The sequence below is a fragment of the Natronotalea proteinilytica genome (assembly GCF_055379935.1).
In genome coordinates, this window is sequence record NZ_AP043947.1 from 3,238,804 (window position 1) to 3,259,976 (window position 21,173).

Genomic DNA, 21,173 nt, shown 5'->3' on the forward strand with positions numbered 1-21,173 from the left:
GACAGTACGTCAAGTAAATTCTCACAGCGCATCACTGATTCTGTATCAGGGATGCGTTGTGTACTTATGTATAGCACACGACAAAAGTCAGACCACCCTTCAAAGTCCAGTTTAAGCGGCTCTGAGCGGGGCTTTTCCGAAGAAACGCTTCGACTTTCTTAAAAAGCTATCCGCAAAGCGGCTCGCCAAAAGTCCATTTGTGACGATTCAAAGGAGCCCCTGCTTATGCTCCCGAATTAGGTAAGGGCTAGCATTTTTTGTCATGTGCCAGAGTGTACTTTTGCACAACCTCATTTTACAAATGCACAAATTAGGGCCTGCGACGCTACTTTTTTTTGCCTATTACTGGGCTGCACATCGGACCCTGGCGACATTCCACATGAGGGATCAGCACCGCCTCAGACTGAGATCCCTTTTACCCAACACTTCGCCGCGGTCGACACGATCCAGCTTGAGGCCGATCCGTTGATTGGCGAAATTCGTGCCATGGATGTCAATGAAGCGGGCGATTTTCTGATCTCGGACTGGAGGGCGCAGGAGATGTACTTGTTCAGTCCCGACGGTACACATCGGCGAACCTTGGATCCCGAACCTTGCCATCCTGGGTTCAACTGGAGTCCCATTCGTGCTCAGTTTGCGCCCGATGGATCGATCGTCGTTGCGAATAATGGCCCCGGAGGGTATCAGTTTGAACCCAATGGTCAGTGTAGAGCACCTATGCACGACACGTACAGTGCATCATTTTTCTTTACATTCGACCAAGACGGTGCGATGTATGGACTGTACAATTACCCAGACGAGTACTTCATTCGCAAAATGACATCGGAGGGGGAGGAGATTGACACGTTCGGGCATGACGGTGATTTTGCCACTGTTGCCCAACGCTGGCGAGTTGGCGGACTCGTCTCCGACCACAACGAAAACGTGTATCTCGCGTTGCCTCACAGTCCGCATCTTCATGTATACAGCACCAGCGGCACGCTTGTGCGCACGGTTGGCCATCAGCCTTCATACTTCGAGCCCATGAGCGAGGACATTGCGGACCATACCGGTTCTCCGCAAGCTATCATGGATGCTGTAGAAGATCTCCTCGCCACAAGTTCAAGCACCTCCAAGGTCTTCCGCCTCGACGAAAACGCATTTCTCATCGAGTACAATAACTCGTATATGGACTCCTCTGACCGCACGCGCGGGCTCACCGTTATCGATACAATGGGCACACCATTGGTAGAGGGCGAAATACGTTTTGGCAGTGATATCCGCCTGCGAGCCGCGCACAACGGACTGTTGTACGCACTCGCCGAAAGCGGTACACAGTCTGGCACACTTAACCCAAAGATCGTCACCTATAGATTTATCCCGAGTGATCAAGACCTTTAGCGTCGCCGGGGACGCAAGTGATCCCCGAGCAGACTGACTACCGGCTGCTGCTCACCCGCCGGGCCTCATCAGGCATGGCGAGGTGGTCGGATAAGTCCTCCAGCTCGGCGGGTGTCCACCCGGTAGGTTCGGTAAGCGCATACCAGGCTTCGATGTAATCAACGGTTGCGTACTCGTGCCCGTAGCCACGGGGGGCGCTGGTGCCCGCCAGCATATCCACGGCCACCTGCAGCATCGTAACTACCGGATACCACTGCAGGTCGTCGGAGACGTCAGGTCCACGGGGCGGCTGCATCCAGTCGGGCTCTTGTGTGAGCATGCGCGGCTCGAAGAAGGTGATCGGGTCGCTGGCATACTGCAGGTAGGCGATACGGAAGTCGCCCCACGGAGCGCGGCCATCATGCAGTCCCCCCTCCTGGTTCATGAAGCGCACCACCGAGCCATCACGGAAGCGGGGCCGCCAGGCCGGCGATCCGGGCTCGCGCTGATCGGTTACGGTGCGCCAGGTGCTCTGTCGGAACGGCGGCCCCACCCACAGTGCGCCGTCAAACGGATCGTTGATGATATCATAGAAATCGAAGGAGCGGTCGGAATTGAGCGCCCCCAGACTAAGTCCGTTCAAGTAAAGCTCTGGACGCTCGTCAGCCGGCAGCGTAGTCCAGTGTCCGTACACCGCCCGAAAAAGCGCCTGTGCCATCTCGGCGCCGTAGGTTTCTTTTGTTATGAGCACAAGTGGGCTTGGAAGGTACGAGTACTGCACGGCTACCGAGGCCACGTCGCCGCGATGCAGGTATTCGAGCGTTTCGACGGAGGGCGGATCCACCCATCCGGTGCCCGTGGGCGTGATAAGCACCAGCACCGACCGGTCGAACGCGTCCACCCGAAGCAGTTCGTCAAGCGCAAGGCGCGCCCGGGTTTCCACATCTTCGGCAGCATGCATGCCTACATAGACACGTCGAGGTTGCGTGGCAGATTCGCCGATAACCGTCGCTATGGAGTCGGACTGCGGCTCCCCCGCCAGAAAGCGACGGCCTTCTCTCCCCATGTCTTCCCACGCAATCAACGAGGCGTCGCTTCCGGCTTGCATAGGCTGGCTCGGTTGCGAGATATCGTCTTCAATGAGCGCATCGACCTGCTCGTACGACGTGTCGGCAGAGCGCATCAGGGCCGAAACGAGCACTCCGTCGACAACCAGCCAAAACAGGTAGAACGACAGGATCAGCCCCAGCACGACTGACACCCGGTGCGGTACGTACTTCCCCAGTCTGTTAGAGAGCCGGCTCCAGAGCGCTTTGAACTTCCAGCCCAGGGCCCAGCATACGAGGAAGATAGCCAGCGTGAGCATCCCGACGGTCAGCGGTTGGAAGCCGTCGGCAGGCGGCATCTCCACGAGGGCGCGCACCGAGGTCTGCCAGGTGCTCCACTGCCACATGAAAAAGAGCGTGACGAGCAGTCCGAGAAGAATGGCGCCCCCTTTGATGCGGAGCCGCACGGTACGGCTGGGTGCGGGCAGCTCCAGATACCGCCACAGTGTCTGGCCCAGCACGCCGAGCCCATATCCGGCAGCCAGTGCGCCTCCCGACACGATGCCCTGCAGCATAGCGGTTCGAGGTACGAGCGTGGGGGTTAGCGACACGGCCAGGAAGAAGGTGCCGACCATCAGGCCAGCAGCCGAGAAGTACGAGAGGACGCGTAAGAGAATGGTCTTCATGCGTGTGGCGTGTCAGCCGCCTGAGTCAAAGAGCAACGGGTGCTTTCTCATGCATGCACAATGTTCGGCATCCGTTCCGCTGCTTCCCGGCGGAAGGCCATGCTACGGACGCTGATAGCGCTGATCCGTTATCTCGATAACATCGGGTCGGGTGATGATACGCCAGTACGGGGCGCTTAGTCGTCCGGTGTCGGTACGCCGAAACGTCACGCGAATGAAGACCTCCTTGTTGCTCGGGGCGGCCTCGGCATACGAGAAGTGGCCCCAGTGCAAGACCCAGGTTACGCGCGCCGGATCCATGCCAAAATCGCGTCCTACTTGCTCGGCCACGTACGAGATGTCGTCTAAGATCGTAGGCCCAGTGTTGTCGGCCAACTCGCGCAGCACAACCGTATGGTCGCGATTCTCATCGTTGGGCGGGCCGGGGTAGAGCTGAAGGTGCGTTTCGCTAACATGCGTGTAGCCACTCCACGAGAACAACGTATCGGCCAGAGGTTGAGCCATCGTGTTTAGTGGAAGAGCGCCAACCACAAGCATTGTAGATACAAGACGCCAGAGCATAACACCAAGGGGTTTAATCCAAACAGGGTCATAGCACAACGGGTTGGATATCCACGACCCTGCAAGGCCAAAAAACGTAACGTGCTACGACGCCATTGGAGTGGGATCGCGGTGTTCGGGGTCGGTGGTTTCAAGATAGGCTTCGAGCCGGTCCTCGTCGGAGCGCTCCTCGTCGTCATCCCAGTCACGTAGGATGGACATCACAGCTTCGTGCGGATCCATGTGGAAGTGATCGTCGCCGAGCAGCAGGTGAAGGCCGGAGCGGCGCACCACCTCGCGTACGGGTCCGATGAGCCCCGTAAAGTGGAGTTCGATGTCGGCCTCGTCGAGGGTGCCAATGACTGTGCGCAGCGCCTCGATGGCCGTGGTATCTAGATCGTTAATGCTGGTGCCGTCAATCACCACCACGCGCAAGTCGCGGCCCTCGCGCTCGCTCTTGTCGATGATGTACTGCTTGAAGAACTCGGCATTGGCAAACGAGAACGCCGCATCGACGCGCAGCACCAGGATGTTTTTGAGTCGATGGGCATTCTCAAACCGCTTCAGATCGCGGAAGAGCCGCGTGCCGGGCACATGTCCAAGTTCAGCCACATTGGGCCGACTGATGCGATACAGCACCGCCAGAAGCGTCGCCCCGATGCCAAACACGATGCCTTCCTGGATGCCCACAAACAACGTAGCAGCGGCGGTAAACAGCGCAATCACAAAATCGCGACGGCGGGCCACAAACAGATCGCGCAGTTCGCTGCCATCAACCAGCGAGAGCGCCGCCATCATAATGAGTCCGGCCAGCGCCGGTAGTGGCAGATAGTAGAAGAGCGGCGTAAGCACCAGCAACGTAAGGCCGATGACAATCGCTCCAAACAGGTTGTGTAGCGGGGTGCGCACGCCCAGGCGATCGCTAAGGGCCGAACGTGAGATGCTCCCCGACACGGGAATGCTTCGAAAAAAGCTGCCCAGCAGATTTGCAGATCCAACCGCAATGAGCTCACGGTTGGCATCCACCGTGTATTTGTTGCGGGTCGCGAAGAGACGGCACAGCGAGATGTCTTTCATGAACTGCACTAGCGCCAGCGTAACCGCTGCGGGAAGCAGAGACTGGAGGTCGCCCAGCGTTACATCGGGAATGGCAAAGCCGGGAAGTCCGCTTGGGATATTCCCCACTACGGTAACGCCTTGGCCCTCCCAGTCGAGCATCCAGCTGCCCAAAATGGCCACGATCATCAAGATAATGGCCTGCGGTAATCGGGGGGCAAAGCGGCGGAGCGTCCACAGCAGCACGATGCTTCCCAGCCCAATGCCCAGCGTGAGCATGTGCACATCGTCGAAGCGGGCCACGGCTTCAATCACCAACTCGTGTACGTATTGCGACTGCGCCAGATCAATACCCATTAGGTGCTCTAACTGACTGGCAGCAATGATGATAGCCGCAGCGCTGGTAAACCCGTCAATGACGGGACGCGACAGCAAGTTGGCCACAAATCCGAGTTTGGCCAACCCCATTGCAATCTGTGTGATGCCCACCATGGCCGCCATAGCAATTGCCAGCGCCAGGTAGCGGTCGGTACCCGCCTCAGCGAGCGCCCCCACTGCTGCCGCTACGATGAGCATGTCGATGGCAACCGGGCCAATGACCAGGTGGCGCGAGGTTGCAATCCACGGATAGATGAGCAGCGGGATGAGTCCGGCATACAGCCCATAGATCGGCGGCACCCCCGCAATAACTGCGTACGCCATGCCTTGCGGAATGAGCATCGCCCCGATGGCCAGCCCTGCGGCTCCATCGCGCCGTAGCTCTTCCCACCGGTACCGGGTGATCCAACGTCCTGCCGAAAGTTTGTCGCGCATGAAGAGTACGGCCCCAAGAAAGAAGTGCGCAGAGTTCGAAACGCCCCATCCGTGCTCAACGCACACGATCGCATGAGGCTCTGAACGTAGAGCGTGGCTGTGTGTGATGCAAGTGGAAAGGGCTCTATGAACGGTTTGCCCTACGCCTGAACAAAACGTTACGTTTCTTGGCTGGCGTAACAGGATGCAGCATACGCTCCCGTCCGCTCAACTTCCACCTGGCCCTGACGTAGAAGAAAAATGTGTTTTTCCTTATGCCGTTTCTTGTACGCCTTTTATGCTGGCCTATCACGTTGTTGACTACACCTCGTACGCCCCCGATCAATGGGCCACGCAGGGACTTCAGCCGCCTCGGCGTTCTGCGCAACGCTTACACGCCACCTATCCAGATACAACCGCTCCTATCGTTGTTGTGGATACTGCGCTGCTGCCCGCTTCTGAAAGGGGATTGCAAGGCGTGCGCTCGATTCCGCCGCAGGCACTGCGCAATGTCGACCCGTACCGGATTCCGGCCCCTGTAGCCGCTGCCGGGGGATATGTGACACCACGCGCTGAAGCCAACGGCGAGCCGGTCGTCTGTACGATGCATCGGCGTGGGGTGTGGGACCTTCCAAAAGGCAAGCAGGATAAGGGCGAGTCGCTTCGCACCTGTGCCATCCGCGAGGTGTGTGAGGAAATTGGAATTTCATCGATCCGCGTGCGTGCCCCCCTTGGCGTCACAATACACGGCTATGCAACCCCGCAGCGCTACATGGTTAAAACAACGCACTGGTTTTTGATGCACACCCCTGCACGTTCATTTACCCCTCAGACAGAAGAACGCATCCGCCGTGTAGCCTGGGCACGCTGGTCGGTGGTACGTAATCATATTGGATATGAAACTTTACGCAATCATATGGATGCGGTAGCCCCCCGAGTCCGCCACCTGCTTCAAGCCCCCTCATCGTCATGACTGCCCTACGGACTTCTCATCGCCAACGCTCCTGGCTTGCCCCCCTTATTCCATTGCTGCTGCTGGCTGTTGTGGGGCTTGGCTGCAACGATACCGACGAGGCTGCTCTGCAGGAAGAGATAGAAACGCTCTCTACCGATCTGCAGACCACTACATCCGAGCTAGCGGCTGCACGCGACTCCATTGCTGCCCTGCGTACTGGCGCGCCTCAAGACATGGAGCAACTGGGAGACGCCATCCGCTTTCCTTCTGGCAGCGCGTGGATCACCGACCAGGGCCGCCGCACCCTCGACAGTTTGGCCGCCATCCTTGACGCAGAGTACGACGGGCGCGACTTCCGAATCAAGGGCTTCACCGACGACCGCCCTATTGGGCCTCGCCTCGTGGATACTTATCCAAGCAACTGGTACCTCTCGGCCCAACGCGCCGCAGCGGTGGCGCATTACTTGGATGAACAGCACGGCATTCGCTCGCGCACGCTAGAGATTGGCGCGTTTGGTGCCCAAAACCCCGTTGCCTCCAACGAAACTGAAGAAGGCCGCCGCCAGAATCGGCGCGTGGAGATTCAGGTGGCCGCTGACTGAAAGCCTGGTGAGAGCAAAAGGTGGTTTTTGAGTTATGCAAGGGGGCGTTTTTTCGATAGTTACCCCCCTCACCCTTATTCCCTCTCTCGGCGTAACTGTTTAGCGTGGTACAATGGCCGCCCGGGATATCCGCTCCGCTCCTGATCCCGGGCTAAGGAACGGCGCGATGTAAGTAAACCCATAGCCGGGGACCGCTTGCGTCCCCGGCGATCTGTGGCACGTCGCTCAACACGCCATCAAGCCTGGGTAGACGTAGCCACGCGTTCGTCGAAAGCACGCAGCACATCGGGCAACTCGTTAGGGGACTTTAGAACCGTGTGCGCTCCGGCTTCGATAAGCACCTTGGCGTGATCGGACTGGTCGAGGTACGGCGGTACAGTACCAATCGCCCACATATCGGCAGCGCGAGCGGCTTTCATATCATCGACCGAGTCGCCTACGTAAGCCACCTCGCCCGGCGACACATCGCGGCCCACGGCCGAGAGCATCGTAAGGGTGTGGGTCAGCGGAAACGGGTCGGGTTTGGTACGGTCGCCCTGCTTTTCCTTACCAAGCACAATGGGAAAGTACGTACCCCAATTCATGTGATCGATGGTCCACTCAGCCTCTTCTTGCGGACGCCCTGTTACAACGCCCATCAGGAGCCCAGCGTCTTGTAGTCTGTGAAGCGTGGCATCATCAACGAGAGGCTGTTCATCGGTAATAAACCCGTTCCAGTCATCGCCTCGGTAGCGCCGCTGAAACTCCTCGATAACGCGACTCAGCGGCACCTTCATGGCCGTATCGGTCACAATAGCGTGCGTTAGCTTCCAATCGTCGTTAAAGCCGCCATAGTTTTTGTAGCGCTGCACATCTTTCGGACCAATCTGACGCCCTGTAAAGTGCTCGACGGTTTCGATAATGGCACGGCGGTACGAGGTGGATACATCCACCAGCACGCCGTCCATGTCGAACAATACAACCTGAAGCGGAGAGGAGGCAGGCATACCAGACACAAAAGTTATACAGAGAAAACAGCGATTCAATGCAGCCCAACGGGCCACCCCGCTATGCACACTGGCAGGCCCCTACAGTTCCCACTGTAGCGACCTGCCGAGAGGCGGGCCATCAGTAAGCATCGATGCATGCGCGTTTATTGCGCATCTAGCATCTGCTGTACCATGCGCCGAAGTTGCGGATCCTCGCCCTGTGCACGGGCATCGGGTGGATTTTCAACGGTGTAGTCGGGGGTTGCTGGCCCCAGCTCCATGTTCTGGCCTGTGTCGCGCACGTACCACGCGCGGAACGGCATACGCACGAAAGAACCATCCAGCAAACTCACGCCCCCTGTTGAAATCACGGCTCCAAAGGTGGGCTTCCCAACCAGCGGCCCCAGCTCCAGCGCCTGAAAAGCGTGTGCAAAAATCTCGGCATTGGAGAAGCTGTTCTGGTTGATTAGGGTGCCCACCGGCTTGGTCCAGGCAGCATACGGAAGGCGCTCTCCAAACGGATAGTGATCGCGAAACTCGGGATGGTTGGCAGAGAGGTCGTCGGTGGCTCCACGCGGTACGGTGTACGAATGTTGCTCTACCGTGAGCGTAGTGAGCAAGTAGTCGGTCGTCCACCCGCCGCCGTTGTAGCGCACGTCGATGATGAGCCCGTCTTTGCCATCGCCGCTGGCGAAAAGCTCGCGCTCGAAGCGCTCAAAGCTGGGCCAGTTCATGCCTTGCACGTGCAGGTAGCCAAGCTGACCGTCGGAGTACTCGCGGGCAAGCTCGTTGCGCGTGTCTACCCATTCGCGGTACAGTTCGCTGCCAAGGCTCGCAGTTGGGCGGATGCGCACGCGGTCTTCGCCTCCGTCAGCACGCTCGATGGTGAGCAGCACCAGGTCGTCTACCGTATCATTGAGTAGCTGATGCGGATTGGTGCTGCTATCCAACGGTGTGCCGTTGATTTCGGTCACCACATCGCCCTCATGCAAGCGGCTTACGTCGCGATCCGCCGGGCTACGCGGCACCACGCGGGTCACCTGCAACCCATTATCGGCAGGAGCCCACTCGACGCCAAGCAGACCGGTTTGCTCAGACTGCGTTTCTGCGCGGTCCGGACCAAAGAAACCCATGTGGCTGGCGTTGGTCTCGCCCAACATCCAGTTGATCACGTCCTGAAAGTCGCTGCGGGTGGAGGCGTTCATCGCCCACGGACGATACTGATCGCGCAGAGCGTCCCAGTCGGCCCCATGGAATGCTGGGTCGTAGAACCCCTGATTGATAGCGCGCCACATCTCGTCGAAGAGTTGCGCTTGCTCGGCAGGATAGTCGATCTCCATGCGCGCCGCAAACGGCAAACGATCTACGCTTGCATCCGCCGGACTCACACGGGCCAGTTGCCCTCCACTGTGGCGAAAGTAGAGGTGTTCGTTGTTGGGTCCCAGTTGCACATCCGCCGGACTCATTCCGCCCTGCGTAAGCGGCTGCTGATCGGTGCCATCCCATTGAATGCTGTACAGATCTACATCCGTGCTGTGGGTGGTGCCGCGCCCGCCGCTTCCAGCGACGAAGTAAAACGTGTCGCCATCGGCGGCGATGAGTGGACTACGCTCGTTGGTCGGAAGTGCGGTAACGCGCGTAAGCCGCTCGTGGATGTTGTCGAAGTCAATCTCAACCGTGGGCGGCTCGTCGTTTTCCTCGTCATTAGCCGCCTCATCATCGGGCGTGGGGCGCTGTGGCGCATCATCATCCCAATCGCGCTGCGTTTTCTGCCAGTCGGACTCTTGCAGCCACACAAACCAGATATCGGCGTTGCCTCCGCTACGACTCGATACAAACCCAAGCTTCGAGCCATCGGGGCTCCACACGGGGCTCTGGTCGGGCTTCGGATGCTGCGTCACGTTCACGGGCTCCTGACTGTCATCGGCGGCGTGAATGTAAACCTCGTAGTTGTAGTTAAGATCGGGCAGCGAGTAGGCCAACCACTGGCTATCTGGACTCCAGGCGATGCCGCTGGCTTCGTTCCAGCCGCTGTGGAGCGTGTTTTCGTTGCTAAGCGTGCCGTCGTCGTTCAGATCGGCGACCACCAGCGCTTTGGCGCCATAGTGGGCCGCGCCCCGGTGAAACGCAAGCTGGGTGCCATTGGGCGCAATCTCTAGGTTGCGCTCGTCTTCATCGGTGTCGGTAAGGGCAGTTACATCATACGCCAGTGCATCGAACAGATCATCGGTCTCGGGATCATCTGAGGTGAGCCGGTAGATATTGTAGGGGCCGTCGTGGTCGGATACGAAGAGCAGTGCCCCGTCGTCGTGCCACGTCAGATCGCGGGCATGGGCGGCCTCATCGGTAAGCTGCACCGTGTGCTGACCCTCATCGTCGTTGCGCGTCAGAAAGATACGTCCACGTACAGCAAACGCGATGTATTCTTCATCGGGCGAGACGGCCATGTTGGAGGCTTGGTTAGAGAACGTCTCGCGCTCTACCGGGTCGAAGCGCTCATCTTCGGCTACGCGAATGGAAAGCGGCTCGGGGTCGGCATCGGCGGTGGTATCCATAGTGTAGATGCCGGTGTGCCGCTCAAATGCCAGCAGGGAGCCGTCAGCACTGGCTGACAGGTGGCGCACGCCATCACCATCGGTATAGGTGGTGACGTCGCTGATCGCATCGACGCTGCCGTCGTCTTCGAGGTCCATGTGATGCACGTTGTAGGTATCGCTACGCTCACTGATGAAGTGAAGCGTCCGGTCACCGGTCCACACCGCACCGTAGTCATTGCCCTCAAAGGTCGTGAGCGCGGTGTACGACTCGGTTTCGGTATCGTACAGCCAGAGATTGCGTGCGGCAGGCCCGCGGTATCGTTTGCGGGTGGGGCTGTTGCTGCCGCGCTCAAACACGATAAACCGCTCGTCGGGCGACATGACGGGCGCATACCCCAGCGCGTCAAGGTGGCGCATGGGCGTTCCCCCTTCGGCATTGATGCGGTAGATTTCCGATTCACGCTCGACCTGGGCGTATGCGCGGCGCGTGGTGAAGAGCAAATCGCCGGTGGGCGCCCATTGGCTCAGGCCATCCCCTCCAGAAAAGAACGTAACGCGCTCTGGGCGACTGCCTTCGGCATCCATCACGTAGACGAGCGCTCAGGCGGCTGATCGGAGAGTGGGGCGTCGTTGTTTTCTTCAGGAGCCTCGTGCTCGGGCGGCTGATCTTGCAATGACGAAAGCGGATTGCTGTCTTTGCTGTTCTGCTTGTTCTGAAACATACGCCACAACTTGCGCACCCAGCGGCTGTTGTTACGGCGATTGCGGCGGCCTCGGTTTCGACGGTTGCGCCGCCCCCTTCCGCGAGGCGGATTTCCCAATCCCCAGTGGACGCCACTGCTATCAATCGAAATGTATATGGGTCCTATCTTGAAGGATTTACGCATGGGACTACAGTTCCAATGAATCAGGAGGGACGGCCACAAAGCAGGTAGCACCTGCACTTTATCATGCGCACGATACACTGGCATCCGGACATGATGCGAAGGCATTCCCGTGGTTAAAGCCCGTCTCTGCAGCTGAGACTTCTGGGGACATTGCTATGCATCGACGTAAACTGAATTGAACACAACATGCGTGGACGAGGCTCCTCTGGAGGGTGGACAGCACCGCAGTTTCTCCCCACCACGGTTGAACTACGAACTGTCACGTATTAGGAGCCGCGCCCACGCACGATCTTGGTGTTTCTCACGTGTGCCATCCAGCATGGACAGCACTCGTAATGTATGCCTCACACGGGACGAATGCTTGTCTATATGTGTCAAATCCTTTACTATACGTCCCAAAACCGTGAGATTAGCCAGATCAGGGCTCATTTTGCTTCCCGTGCACGTGTCGTGGTTCAGGGCGCCAGCCGTTCGCGGGTCCAGCCGTCGGGGGCGGTCCGTTCGTAGCGGATACGGTCGTGCAGGCGGCTGGGACGCCCCTGCCAGAACTCGATGGTTTGCGGCAGAACCCGAATGCCGCCCCAGTGCGGTGGACGCTCCACCGGTTCGTTCTCACCAAAGCGCTCCTGCACCTGTGCCCAGTTGTCATCGAGCACCTTGCGGTCTTCGACAACCGTACTCTGCGGCGAGGCCCAGGCGCCGAGTCGGCTGCTCCGTGGACGCGAGGCAAAGTAGGCATCCGACTGCTCTGCCGACACGCGCTCGGCTGTTCCCTGCACGCGCACCTGTCGCTCCATCGGCTCCCACCAGAAGGTAAGCGCTGCATGCGGATTGGCCTGGAGCGCCTGCCCCTTCTGACTGGTGTAGTTTGTGTAGAACACGAACCCTTCGTCGAGCTCCTTCAGCAGCACAATGCGCGAGGCCGGGCGGCCTTGCTTGTCAGCCGTGGCCAGCGTCATGGCGTTGGGCTCCGACAGGTCAGCCTCAATGGCCGCATCGAGCCACTCACGAAACTGCTCGATGGGATCGTCGGCTACCTCAGCCATCGAGAGGGTCGCCTGTGTGTACTCCTCACGTAAATCGGCAATGGATGTGGACATTACGGTGACAGGTTGATGGATGCAATTGCGTTGAACACTCACTCGTATTGGTACGCCAACGACAGAGATTCTCCTGAATTGGAAAACTACCGCCAGATCTCCATGCGCAGCCCCCGTTCATCGGTCGGCACAGCATCGGTGTTTGGAAGCTGATGAGCGGTTCCATCGTGGATGCGCTGGGCCGTCCAGCACACGGCATGCGCGTCCAGAATATCATCGACGGATGCATCGCCGCGCGGATGAGCGTGCAGCGCGGCGTCCAGGTCGTGAAATCCGGCATCTTGGAGCAGTTGGATGCGGTGCTGCTTGCCTACATCCGTATGCTTGGAGTCAGCAAGGGCAGCGCCGCCGTTTAGCGCATAGAAGCTACACTCAGGGTGCACCTCTCGGATGTATTGCTGCAGCTGGGGCGACATGGCCCGGTCAAGCGCTTTTATTTTCGGGAAAAGGTGGAACGCTTGTTTCGTCAGACCCACCTGGTCGGAGTGGCTGGCCCGGTTGCGGCGCTGGGCTGCGGCGTACGTATCCGCCTGTAATGCAGCGCGGCAGGGAGGCGAAAAGACACTGCTGGAGCGTGGCCACCCCAGTAGGGCACGAGCCGCCCGGTCGCATGCGCGTCCGCCCGAGCGTGCTGCTTTGGGCAGTCCAATGACCATGTCGATGCCGCACAGCGCCGGAGATTCGGACATCTGCATGAGCGCCTCCACGTCTGGCACAATCCGTAAGCGGGTAGCACCTGTGTGGACGTGGCGAAGGACAATGACCCAACCGGCTTTGCAAGCATCGGCCCCAGCCACCCAGGACGATTTCTTTTTAAATGGCATGACAGAGAAGCATGATGAACACTGTTTCGAACCGCTTTTTCAAGGCACATACTCGTTTATACGCAACGCAGGTTGTAGGTTGATGCTAACAAAAGCGCTTTCATCCGTTCAGCTTTGCCATGCGACTTCCCTTTTTCCTAGCCCGCCGGTTTGTGGCAGGCGAAACCCTTTCTGATGCGTTGCCTGCCGTACAGCAACTCAATAACGATGGCTTGCATGTGGCTCTAGACCTACTCGGTGAGCATGTAAACAAGCGTGATGTGGCCGAGCAATCGCTCGATGCGTACATTACGTTGATACGCACGCTCGACGAAATAACACCTCCCGAGCGCCGCAACCGCATCTCGATTAAGCTGTCGATGCTTGGGCAACTCATCGACGAGGACTTCTGCCTCAAGAACCTGCGCGCCCTCATGGAGGTGGCCGCCGAGCACGATATGTTCGTGCGCCTCGATATGGAAGACAGCGCCCTAACGGATTCGACGCTGTCGATTTTTGAGACGATGCATGCCGACTTTCCCGATCACATTGGTCCGGTGCTGCAGGCGATGCTCAAGCGCACCGACCGCGACATCGACCGGATGTGTGAGTTGGGGGTGAGCGTACGCCTGTGCAAGGGAGCGTATGGCGAACCCGCCGCCGTAGCGTACCAGGATATGGATGTGATTCGCGCGCGCTTTACCGATTACATGCAACGCCTGCTACAGCACACGTCGTACTCGGGCATTGCCACACACGACGATTCGCTCATCCGCGCTACAAAGCAGTTCGCCGCAAACGAAAGCCTCTCGCGCGACCGGTTCGAGTTTCAGATGCTGTATGGACTCCGCCCCGACACCCAGCGCGCGATGGCCGCCGACGGCTACAACATGATGGTGTATGTGCCCTATGGCACGGAGTGGTTTCCGTACTTCTACCGGCGCCTGCGCGAGCGGAAGGAGAACGTGTTCTTCATCCTCAAGAACCTGTTTCGGTCGTGAGGGCATCCGACGCCCTTACTGCTGCCGTTTGCAGGCCTTTTCCGTGCCCACAGAACGAGCTACAGCTTTTACGCAACGCTAACGCGATCGGGAGTTGGGCGGTTTGTTGGGGACGCTGGAGCGTCGTACGTGTTTAGCGATATGCCACAGATCGCCGGGGACGCAAGCGGTCCCCGGCTATGGGTTTGCTTACATTGCGCCATTCCGTAGCCCGGGATCAGGAGCGAAGCGGATATCCCGGGCGGTCATTGAGCCGCACTCAAAAGATAAAGCGTACCGCCGGGCCGTCCTATACATGTCATGCTGAACGCAGTGAAGCATCTCAGCGCTATGTGGTGGCCGGGGGCCCTGCTGCTCAGTGTCCACGAGGTGCCCCCCTGTGCGCACCGGACGGGGCGAGCCCGTAGGGCATGGCGCCCAGATCCTTCCGCCTGGCGGCGTCAGGATGACGCAGCATGATATGATCTCGTCTTTCGTTGCGACGCAGAGGAGCCGTAAGGTCATGCCTGTTGTGCATCGCCACGAGAGTGCGGGAACTCCATTCCAAAACGGGTCGCTCATTCTGCTGCGCAAAGAAATTCTTCACCCTCAAGAACCTGTTTCGGTCGTGAGGACATCACTCGTTGCACGTGGTCCCTGTGCTTGCAATGACTACGCAGAATCATGCGGTACGTAGGTAATTTGGTAGTGATGGCGTCCCACTGTAGCAGTCGCCTTCACATCGTAGAGTTGCAGATTGGTTTCGTTGCGCGTCATCACCGCCACATCGTGTGTGGGGTTGTGGTAGGAGCACGCGGATTGGCGCTGTTTAACGAACGCGCGGTGGCGTGCCAGCCGATCGGCGTTGTATTGGCGCGATAGGCTCGGCACATCGGCAAGGCTTGCTTCAAAGGCATCCGCTACGCCTCCATCCAACTCGTACCCGATGGAGTGGCGCCGTAGCAGCGCTGCCGCTATCGAGGTTGTGCCAGTGCCCCAAAACGGGTCGAGCACGGTGTCGCCTGCAATAGAATACATCTGGATCAGACGCAACGGCAATTCCAACGGAAACGCAGCCGACCGATCGCGTGCGGCAGAAGCCGCCGTATCCAATGCCTGCCCAACCCCGTTCAAATCGGTCCACACATCCGAAAACCACTGATTACGCTCCTCCCAAAAATACGCGCTCTCGTACCGATCGGTGCGGCGATGTGGCGAAACCGTGCGCTTGTCCTCTTTGCGAAAGATCAGGATGTGCTCATGCTCTAGCGTAACGTACGCATTGGGCGGAAGCATACCGGATCCCATGAACTTGTTCGGCTTGTTGGTCGCTTTTCGCCACAAAATGCCAGGTAACTGATGAAGTCCTAACGACACAAGGTCGTGCACAATGCGCGTGTGGTTCGGATAAAGCTGAAAGGTGTCGTTAACGGTGCGTGTCGCATCGCCAATGTTGATGCAGCATAGTCCGCCGGGCGCCAACACACGCACACACTCTGCCCACACGGTACGCAGGGCCTGATGCATGTGGTCGAACGCCTCGTGAGGACGGCCGTGCTTGAGCGCGGTCTGGCTTTCGGGCGCCCACGCTGCAAACAGGTCGTCCCACATGGCAATCATGGGATAGGGGGGAGATGTTACGATTAGATCCACCGATTCTGAAGGCACGGCATCCATAGCCGCGGCATCGCCAATATGAAGCTGGGTGGTGGTGGGCATAAGACAAGCAGATGCGTAACAACAGCGGAAACGTTGATAGGACGGAGGCCCTCAAATGTTCAGTGCGCTCGAAGAACAACAGATAAGCCGGGGGATCACGCACTTCTTTACCGGCTCTTCGGAATGGAAATGCGGCAATGTATTGCATCCAAGGTAGGGATTGGGTAGCATGGGTATGCTTCACCCTGCTGTAGCACCAAGCTATCGTTGGCAGGCCCACTAGCAGGATGCCATCATCGACCTACGTCGCCCATGTTTGTCGAATACGTTCCGCTTTTTGTAATGATCGTCATCGCGTTGGGGCTTGCCCTCACGCTGTTGGCGGCTGCCGAACTGCTTGGCCCCGATCGGCCCAGCAAAATAAAGGTGACCCCGTACGAGAGCGGGATGGATCCGGTCGGTTCAGCGCGAGAGCGGTACTCCGTCAAGTTCTACCTCATCGCGATGATTTTCATCGTGTTTGATGTGGAGGTGGTGTTCATGTATCCGTGGGCCGTAAGCTTCCACGAGTTCATTGAAGCCGGCCCCGTTGCAACCATCGGTGTATTGATCGTAGCAGGCCTGTTTATCTCAATTTTGACGCTCGGGCTGGTCTACGACATCAAGAAAGGCGGCCTCGACTTCGACTAAGCCCCTGCTTGGGTTGGCACTAGACCGGCCCAACTCGGCCCGCAGCAGCAAAGCTGCAGCCGGTAGCGTCCGGCGGTGCCAAACGGGACTGCCACCCAAACGAGGGCGTCCCCAAAAGTACTGCCTTAAAATTGCGTGTGGCAGGCATACGCTTTGGGCGACATGCCTGCCCGAGGCCTTCAAGAGAGAATGTCGCTGTCCCCCCTTTCCTTAGATGCACATCGCGTCAGCAAGCAAGCGTTAAAATGTCGCAACGGTAGCTGTGTACGCGGTGGAAATCGGGATATCTTCCCCCTGCGCTGCGAAACAGGGGGAGACCATGTATCATTAGATACGATCCTAACGGTGAGCGTTTTCTCGCCATTTATCCCCGTTGCAGAGTGGCCCTTCAAGCCGCTCTCGCTTCCGGTATTGTCTTGTTTTCACAGACTGTTTTGACCTGATATGGCTGGTTCCTCTTCCTTTGGTGGTGGCGGCGACAATTTTTTTACTACGCGCGTTGATGCCGTAGTGAATTGGGCACGCTCTAACTCGCTGATGCCCATGCCCATGGGACTGGCGTGCTGCGCTATCGAAATGATGGCGTTTGCGGGCCCAAAGTACGACTCGGCTCGCTTTGGTAGCGAAGCCATGCGCTTTTCACCACGCCAGGCCGACCTGATGATTGTGGCTGGATGGGTCTCCTACAAAATGAGTCACGCCATCCGGCGCGTATGGGATCAAATGGCCGACCCGAAGTGGTGCATCGCCATGGGCGCCTGTGCTTCCACCGGCGGCATGCACCGTTGCTACGGGGTTGTACAAGGATGCGACAACTTCCTACCCGTAGATGTCTACATTCCGGGGTGTCCCCCTCGCCCTGAATCCGTGCTGCACGCACTCATGGACATCCAAGAGAAGATCCGAAACGAGTACACCATCACGCAAGACTACACATCGGGCGATCCTTACGAGAACGCCCCCCTGATCCCCGAAAACACGCTTCACTACCCCGGCCAGCTAGAGAAGCCCAAAACCCCACCCACACAAGTGCCTACGCACAGTGCGTAACTGATGTGCTTGCGGGCCGCTTCTGCTTGTATTGCTTTTTCCACTGCCTCCATGCCTGACTCTCCCGAGACTTCGCCCAACCGCTCCAGCGACCAGCACGAGCCGGAGGTGCTTCAGTTTCACTACACCCCGGCTGATACCGCCATTTCGGGCAGCGAAGAAAATCCGCATGCTAAAGCAACCACGCATGTGCCCGACGTAATCAACGCCCTCATTGATGAGTTCGGAGACGACGCAATTGGGCCCGTTGAAACGTATGCCAATGAGGACACGGTATACGTACCCAAAGAGCAGATTCTAGAGGTGATGCGCTTCCTGCGTGAAGAGCAAGGATTCATCTATCTAGCGGATCTGGGCGGCACCGATCGATTCACCAGCGAAGATCGGTTTGAAGTGTTCTACAACGTCGTGAACTTCGACGCCAAACAGCGCCTGCGCGTCAAGATTCTGGTGGACGAGGACGATCTGCATGTCCCCACAGTAACGCCGGTGTACCGCTCTGCCAACTGGAATGAGCGCGAAGCCTACGACATGCTGGGGCTCATCTTTGATGGCCACCCCGACCTGCGCCGCATGTATATGCCCGAGGACTTCGAGTACTATCCGCTGCGTAAAGAATTTCCGCAGTTGGGCGTACCGGGATCGTTGCCGCTACCCCCGCAAGTCCCCGATGGCGAGCTTACAATGGACCCCTTCGCTGCGGCCCACGGCTCCAAGCCGGTAAAGAGTTACGACGAACCGCGCGTGTCCTCTGATGACGAGTGATGCGTAGCGCCCCCAGCCATACGGGAGCCAGCCCCTTATGAGCCCCGTTTCCGTTTTTCTTGACCACCCCGTTCTCCTCCAGATATGGCAAACACTCCGTCTTTTCCGGGCCACGACCTGGGCGAAAACTTTCGGTTCTGGCCCAAGCACAATAAGAAGCTGTACGAGCGGCTTGAGAGCAAGCACGCCTGGATCGAAGAGAAACGGGCAGCGGAGGCTGCCGCCAAGGGCGAAGACGTGCCCAACATCCAGGGCGACGGTGCCGTTGCCGAGGCCGCACCCGATCCGCTGGAGCACCGCATGATCTTGAACATCGGGCCGCAGCACCCAGCTACCCACGGCGTACTGCGCTGTGTGGTCAAGCTCGATGGCGAAACCATCGAAAAAGCGGTACTCGACATCGGCTACTTGCACCGTGGCATCGAAAAGCTTGCGGAGCACAAGACGTACCAGGAGTTCATGCCGTACACCGACCGCATGGACTACCTGTCGCCCTATTCCAATAACGTGGCGTGGTGCCTGGCCGTAGAAAAGCTGGCCAGCATTGAGGTGCCTGAGCGCGCCCAATGGATCCGCATGATTATGTGCGAGTTGGCGCGCATCTCCTCACACTGCCTGTGGCTGGGCGTGGGACTCATGGACGCCGGTGCCGTATCGGGCTTTCTGTGGACGTTCCAGCAGCGCGAGGACATCTACTCCATCTTTGACGAGGTCGCCGGAGCGCGCTTCACCGTAAGCCACAGCCGCATTGGCGGCCTCGCTAGCGACATCTCCCCCGAAGCCATCCGGCGGATTCGTGCGTTCACCGAGAGCTTCGACGCAGAGCTCTCGCGCTGGGAGAAATTCCTCAACCGCAATCGCATCTGGATCGACCGCAACAAAGACGTAGGCCGCATCACGCGCGAGGAAGCCATCGAGCTGGGCATGACCGGCCCGAACCTGCGCGGCTCTGGCGTGAAGTATGACATCCGCCGCTTCGAGCCATACCTCCGGTACGAAGATGTCGATTTCGATGTGCCCGTCCGCGAAGAAGGGGACTGCCTGGCCCGCTACTTCTTGCGCATGGAAGAGATGCGCCAGAGCATCCGTATTATCGAGCAGTGCCTAGAGCGCATGCCCGAAGGCCCCATCCGCTCCGACGATGCCAAACAGGCGTATCCGTCGAAAGAGGAGGTCTACTACTCCATGGAGGGCATGATTCACGACTTCATGTACACCGACGTAGGCACCGTGGCCCCGAAAGGAGCCCACGCCTATCACGCCATTGAGAGCCCCAAAGGCGAACTTGGCTTTTACCTGACCTCCGACGGCACCGGGCGCCCCGAGCGCATGCGTGTCAATTCTCCCTCGTTCACGAACCTGCAGGGCATGGAGTACATCATGGAGGGCTCACTCGTGGCCGACACCGTTGTCATTATCGGCTCCATGGACCCGGTTATGGGCGAGGCCGACAAGTAAGTTTGTAAGAGTGATGGGGCTGGAAGTGTGAAAGAAAAACCTCCATGCAGGCAATGGATGACACCCAACATCCATTCATAATTGCCTCCATGCCTCCCACCCATCCACGCCTACATCCATACCTACATACCTTCACACGTACACACGTACAGCATGGCCGAATTTGATATCGAACGCCCCATCGTTCCGCTGCCCGATCAAAACCCCGAGCAGCAAATCCCCGACGACGAGCTCGTGTGGACCGACGAGGAAACGGAGCGCATTGAGGCTTACAAAGCCCAGTACCCCGACCCCAAAGCGGCTATCATGCGCGTGCTCTGGATGGCGCAGGAAAAGTTCGACTACCTGCCGCCCGAGGTCATCGAGTTCTGCGCCGATACGCTCGACATGGACTATGCCCGCGCGTTTGGCGTCGCCACCTTCTACACGCAGTACTACAAAAAAGAGCAGGGCAAATTCGTACTGGATGTGTGCACCTGCTTCTCCTGCCAAATGATGGGCGGCTACGACATGCTGTACTATCTGGAAGAGAAACTCGGCATCCACAACGGAGAAACCACCGACGACGGCCTGTTTACACTCAAAGAAGTGGAGTGCCTTGGATGCTGCGGCTCGGCCCCGATGATGCAGGTTACCAACGGCCCGTACGTGCACAACCTTACGAAAGAAAAGATCGACGACCTGGTCGAATCGCTCAAAGACGGCGAGATGCCCCCGTTTGTGTCGATCACGCTGCCACAAGATGAAGATGAAATGGGCGGCAACCGCCGTTCTGACGCCGAGGCCACCGAAACGTACACCACCCCCCCACGCTCGGTAGCCACTCGCTAATCATTGCACCGCTCTGCCCTATTATGCCCGATCCGCGCACGCTTCCCGACGCGCTCATGCACGGCCTTAGCCGCCGCGAACGCGCTGCTGTGGAAACACAGGGCTATGCGGCGGTCCAAAGCCTACGTGCTGAGTGGAAAAAGCAACGCGTCTGGATCTACAGCCTCAGCGGCGTGATGGGCCTGCTCGCCATCTTATTGCCGGCCGGGCTCATGTACCAGTATCTTGTGGATGCAAGCTCCCTGTCGGCTCCTCAAATCCTGGGCGTTATGATGGGCGCATGCCTGTTTGCCGCCCTGCACGGAGGCGCCGCCACGTACCTCGTCATGAACTGGCACCAACGCAACCGCCGCCTCAAAGCATTGGCCCAATGGATACAACCTGCCTCCCCCTCCTCCGTTGAATAAAC

At 58.5% G+C, this 21,173-nt stretch carries 19 protein-coding genes; 10 read left to right on the plus strand and 9 right to left on the minus strand.

Features of this window, described 5'->3' with window-relative positions:
• Positions 1–486 precede the first annotated feature (486 nt).
• Entirely contained in the window at positions 487–1,380 is an 894-nt protein-coding gene (locus ACZ5AL_RS12890) for an SMP-30/gluconolactonase/LRE family protein (RefSeq protein WP_464510885.1), read from the plus strand.
• A 37-nt stretch (positions 1,381–1,417) separates the two neighbouring features.
• On the opposite strand, the gene ACZ5AL_RS12895 is transcribed toward ACZ5AL_RS12890, so the two are convergent.
• The 3 genes from ACZ5AL_RS12895 to ACZ5AL_RS12905 form a co-directional block, all read right to left on the minus strand.
• Positions 1,418–3,091, minus strand: a complete 1,674-nt coding sequence (locus ACZ5AL_RS12895) for an alpha/beta hydrolase (RefSeq protein ID WP_464510886.1) — start codon at positions 3,089–3,091, stop codon at positions 1,418–1,420.
• Between the two features lie 102 nt (positions 3,092–3,193).
• Entirely contained in the window at positions 3,194–3,595 is a 402-nt protein-coding gene (locus ACZ5AL_RS12900; protein ID WP_464510888.1) for a hypothetical protein, read from the minus strand.
• Between the two features lie 141 nt (positions 3,596–3,736).
• Complete coding sequence (locus ACZ5AL_RS12905; RefSeq protein WP_464510889.1) at positions 3,737–5,500, minus strand: SulP family inorganic anion transporter; 1,764 nt, start codon at positions 5,498–5,500, stop codon at positions 3,737–3,739.
• Between the two features lie 277 nt (positions 5,501–5,777).
• Here ACZ5AL_RS12905 and ACZ5AL_RS12910 point away from each other — a divergent pair, with 277 nt between their 5' ends.
• On the plus strand, positions 5,778–6,452 hold the full coding sequence (locus ACZ5AL_RS12910) for an NUDIX hydrolase (protein ID WP_464510890.1): 675 nt from the start codon (positions 5,778–5,780) through the stop codon (positions 6,450–6,452).
• Positions 6,449–7,036 carry an OmpA/MotB family protein gene (locus ACZ5AL_RS12915; protein ID WP_464510892.1) on the plus strand — a complete coding sequence of 196 codons (588 nt, stop codon included), beginning with the start codon at positions 6,449–6,451 and terminating at the stop codon, positions 7,034–7,036. Before ACZ5AL_RS12910 ends, ACZ5AL_RS12915 begins: the two co-directional genes overlap by 4 nt.
• Before the next feature lie 236 nt (positions 7,037–7,272).
• Here the strand turns inward: ACZ5AL_RS12915 and ACZ5AL_RS12920 are convergent, their stop codons facing one another.
• From ACZ5AL_RS12920 to ACZ5AL_RS12940, 5 genes are all read right to left on the minus strand, one after another.
• Positions 7,273–8,022: a TIGR01548 family HAD-type hydrolase gene (locus tag ACZ5AL_RS12920; RefSeq protein WP_464510893.1), complete on the minus strand. Its 750-nt coding sequence runs from the start codon at positions 8,020–8,022 to the stop codon at positions 7,273–7,275.
• 146 nt (positions 8,023–8,168) lie between these two features.
• On the minus strand, positions 8,169–11,126 hold the full coding sequence (locus tag ACZ5AL_RS12925) for a S41 family peptidase (protein WP_464513299.1): 2,958 nt from the start codon (positions 11,124–11,126) through the stop codon (positions 8,169–8,171).
• Positions 11,126–11,428: a hypothetical protein gene (locus tag ACZ5AL_RS12930; RefSeq protein WP_464510894.1), complete on the minus strand. Its 303-nt coding sequence runs from the start codon at positions 11,426–11,428 to the stop codon at positions 11,126–11,128. The genes ACZ5AL_RS12925 and ACZ5AL_RS12930 overlap by 1 nt, the downstream gene beginning before the upstream one ends.
• Before the next feature lie 455 nt (positions 11,429–11,883).
• Positions 11,884–12,528, minus strand: coding sequence for a pyridoxamine 5'-phosphate oxidase (gene pdxH, locus ACZ5AL_RS12935; RefSeq protein ID WP_464510896.1), 645 nt, complete (start codon positions 12,526–12,528; stop codon positions 11,884–11,886).
• An 86-nt stretch (positions 12,529–12,614) separates the two neighbouring features.
• Positions 12,615–13,352 (minus strand): DUF429 domain-containing protein, encoded by a 738-nt coding sequence (locus tag ACZ5AL_RS12940; protein WP_464510897.1) that lies wholly within the window; start codon positions 13,350–13,352, stop codon positions 12,615–12,617.
• 119 nt (positions 13,353–13,471) lie between these two features.
• On the opposite strand from ACZ5AL_RS12940, the gene ACZ5AL_RS12945 reads away from it, so the two are divergent.
• A complete protein-coding gene (locus ACZ5AL_RS12945; protein ID WP_464510898.1) occupies positions 13,472–14,332 on the plus strand; it encodes a proline dehydrogenase family protein in 861 nt (286 codons plus the stop codon).
• Between the two features lie 651 nt (positions 14,333–14,983).
• Here the strand turns inward: ACZ5AL_RS12945 and ACZ5AL_RS12950 are convergent.
• A complete protein-coding gene (locus ACZ5AL_RS12950) occupies positions 14,984–16,030 on the minus strand; it encodes a DNA-methyltransferase (protein WP_464510900.1) in 1,047 nt (348 codons plus the stop codon).
• Between the two features lie 252 nt (positions 16,031–16,282).
• Between ACZ5AL_RS12950 and ACZ5AL_RS12955 the strand changes: the two genes are divergently transcribed.
• The 6 genes from ACZ5AL_RS12955 (at position 16,283) to ACZ5AL_RS12980 (ending at position 21,171) form a co-directional block, all read left to right on the plus strand.
• Positions 16,283–16,660 carry an NADH-quinone oxidoreductase subunit A gene (locus ACZ5AL_RS12955; protein ID WP_464510901.1) on the plus strand — a complete coding sequence of 126 codons (378 nt, stop codon included), beginning with the start codon at positions 16,283–16,285 and terminating at the stop codon, positions 16,658–16,660.
• A gap of 444 nt (positions 16,661–17,104) precedes the next feature.
• Positions 17,105–17,710, plus strand: coding sequence for an NADH-quinone oxidoreductase subunit B (locus ACZ5AL_RS12960; RefSeq protein WP_464510902.1), 606 nt, complete (start codon positions 17,105–17,107; stop codon positions 17,708–17,710).
• 51 nt (positions 17,711–17,761) lie between these two features.
• The gene (locus tag ACZ5AL_RS12965; protein ID WP_464510904.1) at positions 17,762–18,475 is read left to right on the plus strand and encodes an NADH-quinone oxidoreductase subunit C; all 714 of its coding nucleotides are present in this window, start codon (positions 17,762–17,764) and stop codon (positions 18,473–18,475) included.
• Positions 18,476–18,559: 84 nt separating this feature from the next.
• Complete coding sequence (gene nuoD / locus ACZ5AL_RS12970; RefSeq protein ID WP_464510905.1) at positions 18,560–19,933, plus strand: NADH dehydrogenase (quinone) subunit D; 1,374 nt, start codon at positions 18,560–18,562, stop codon at positions 19,931–19,933.
• A gap of 153 nt (positions 19,934–20,086) precedes the next feature.
• Positions 20,087–20,764: an NADH-quinone oxidoreductase subunit NuoE family protein gene (locus tag ACZ5AL_RS12975; protein ID WP_464510906.1), complete on the plus strand. Its 678-nt coding sequence runs from the start codon at positions 20,087–20,089 to the stop codon at positions 20,762–20,764.
• A 23-nt stretch (positions 20,765–20,787) separates the two neighbouring features.
• A complete protein-coding gene (locus tag ACZ5AL_RS12980; protein WP_464510907.1) occupies positions 20,788–21,171 on the plus strand; it encodes a hypothetical protein in 384 nt (127 codons plus the stop codon).
• Positions 21,172–21,173: the final 2 nt, after the last annotated feature.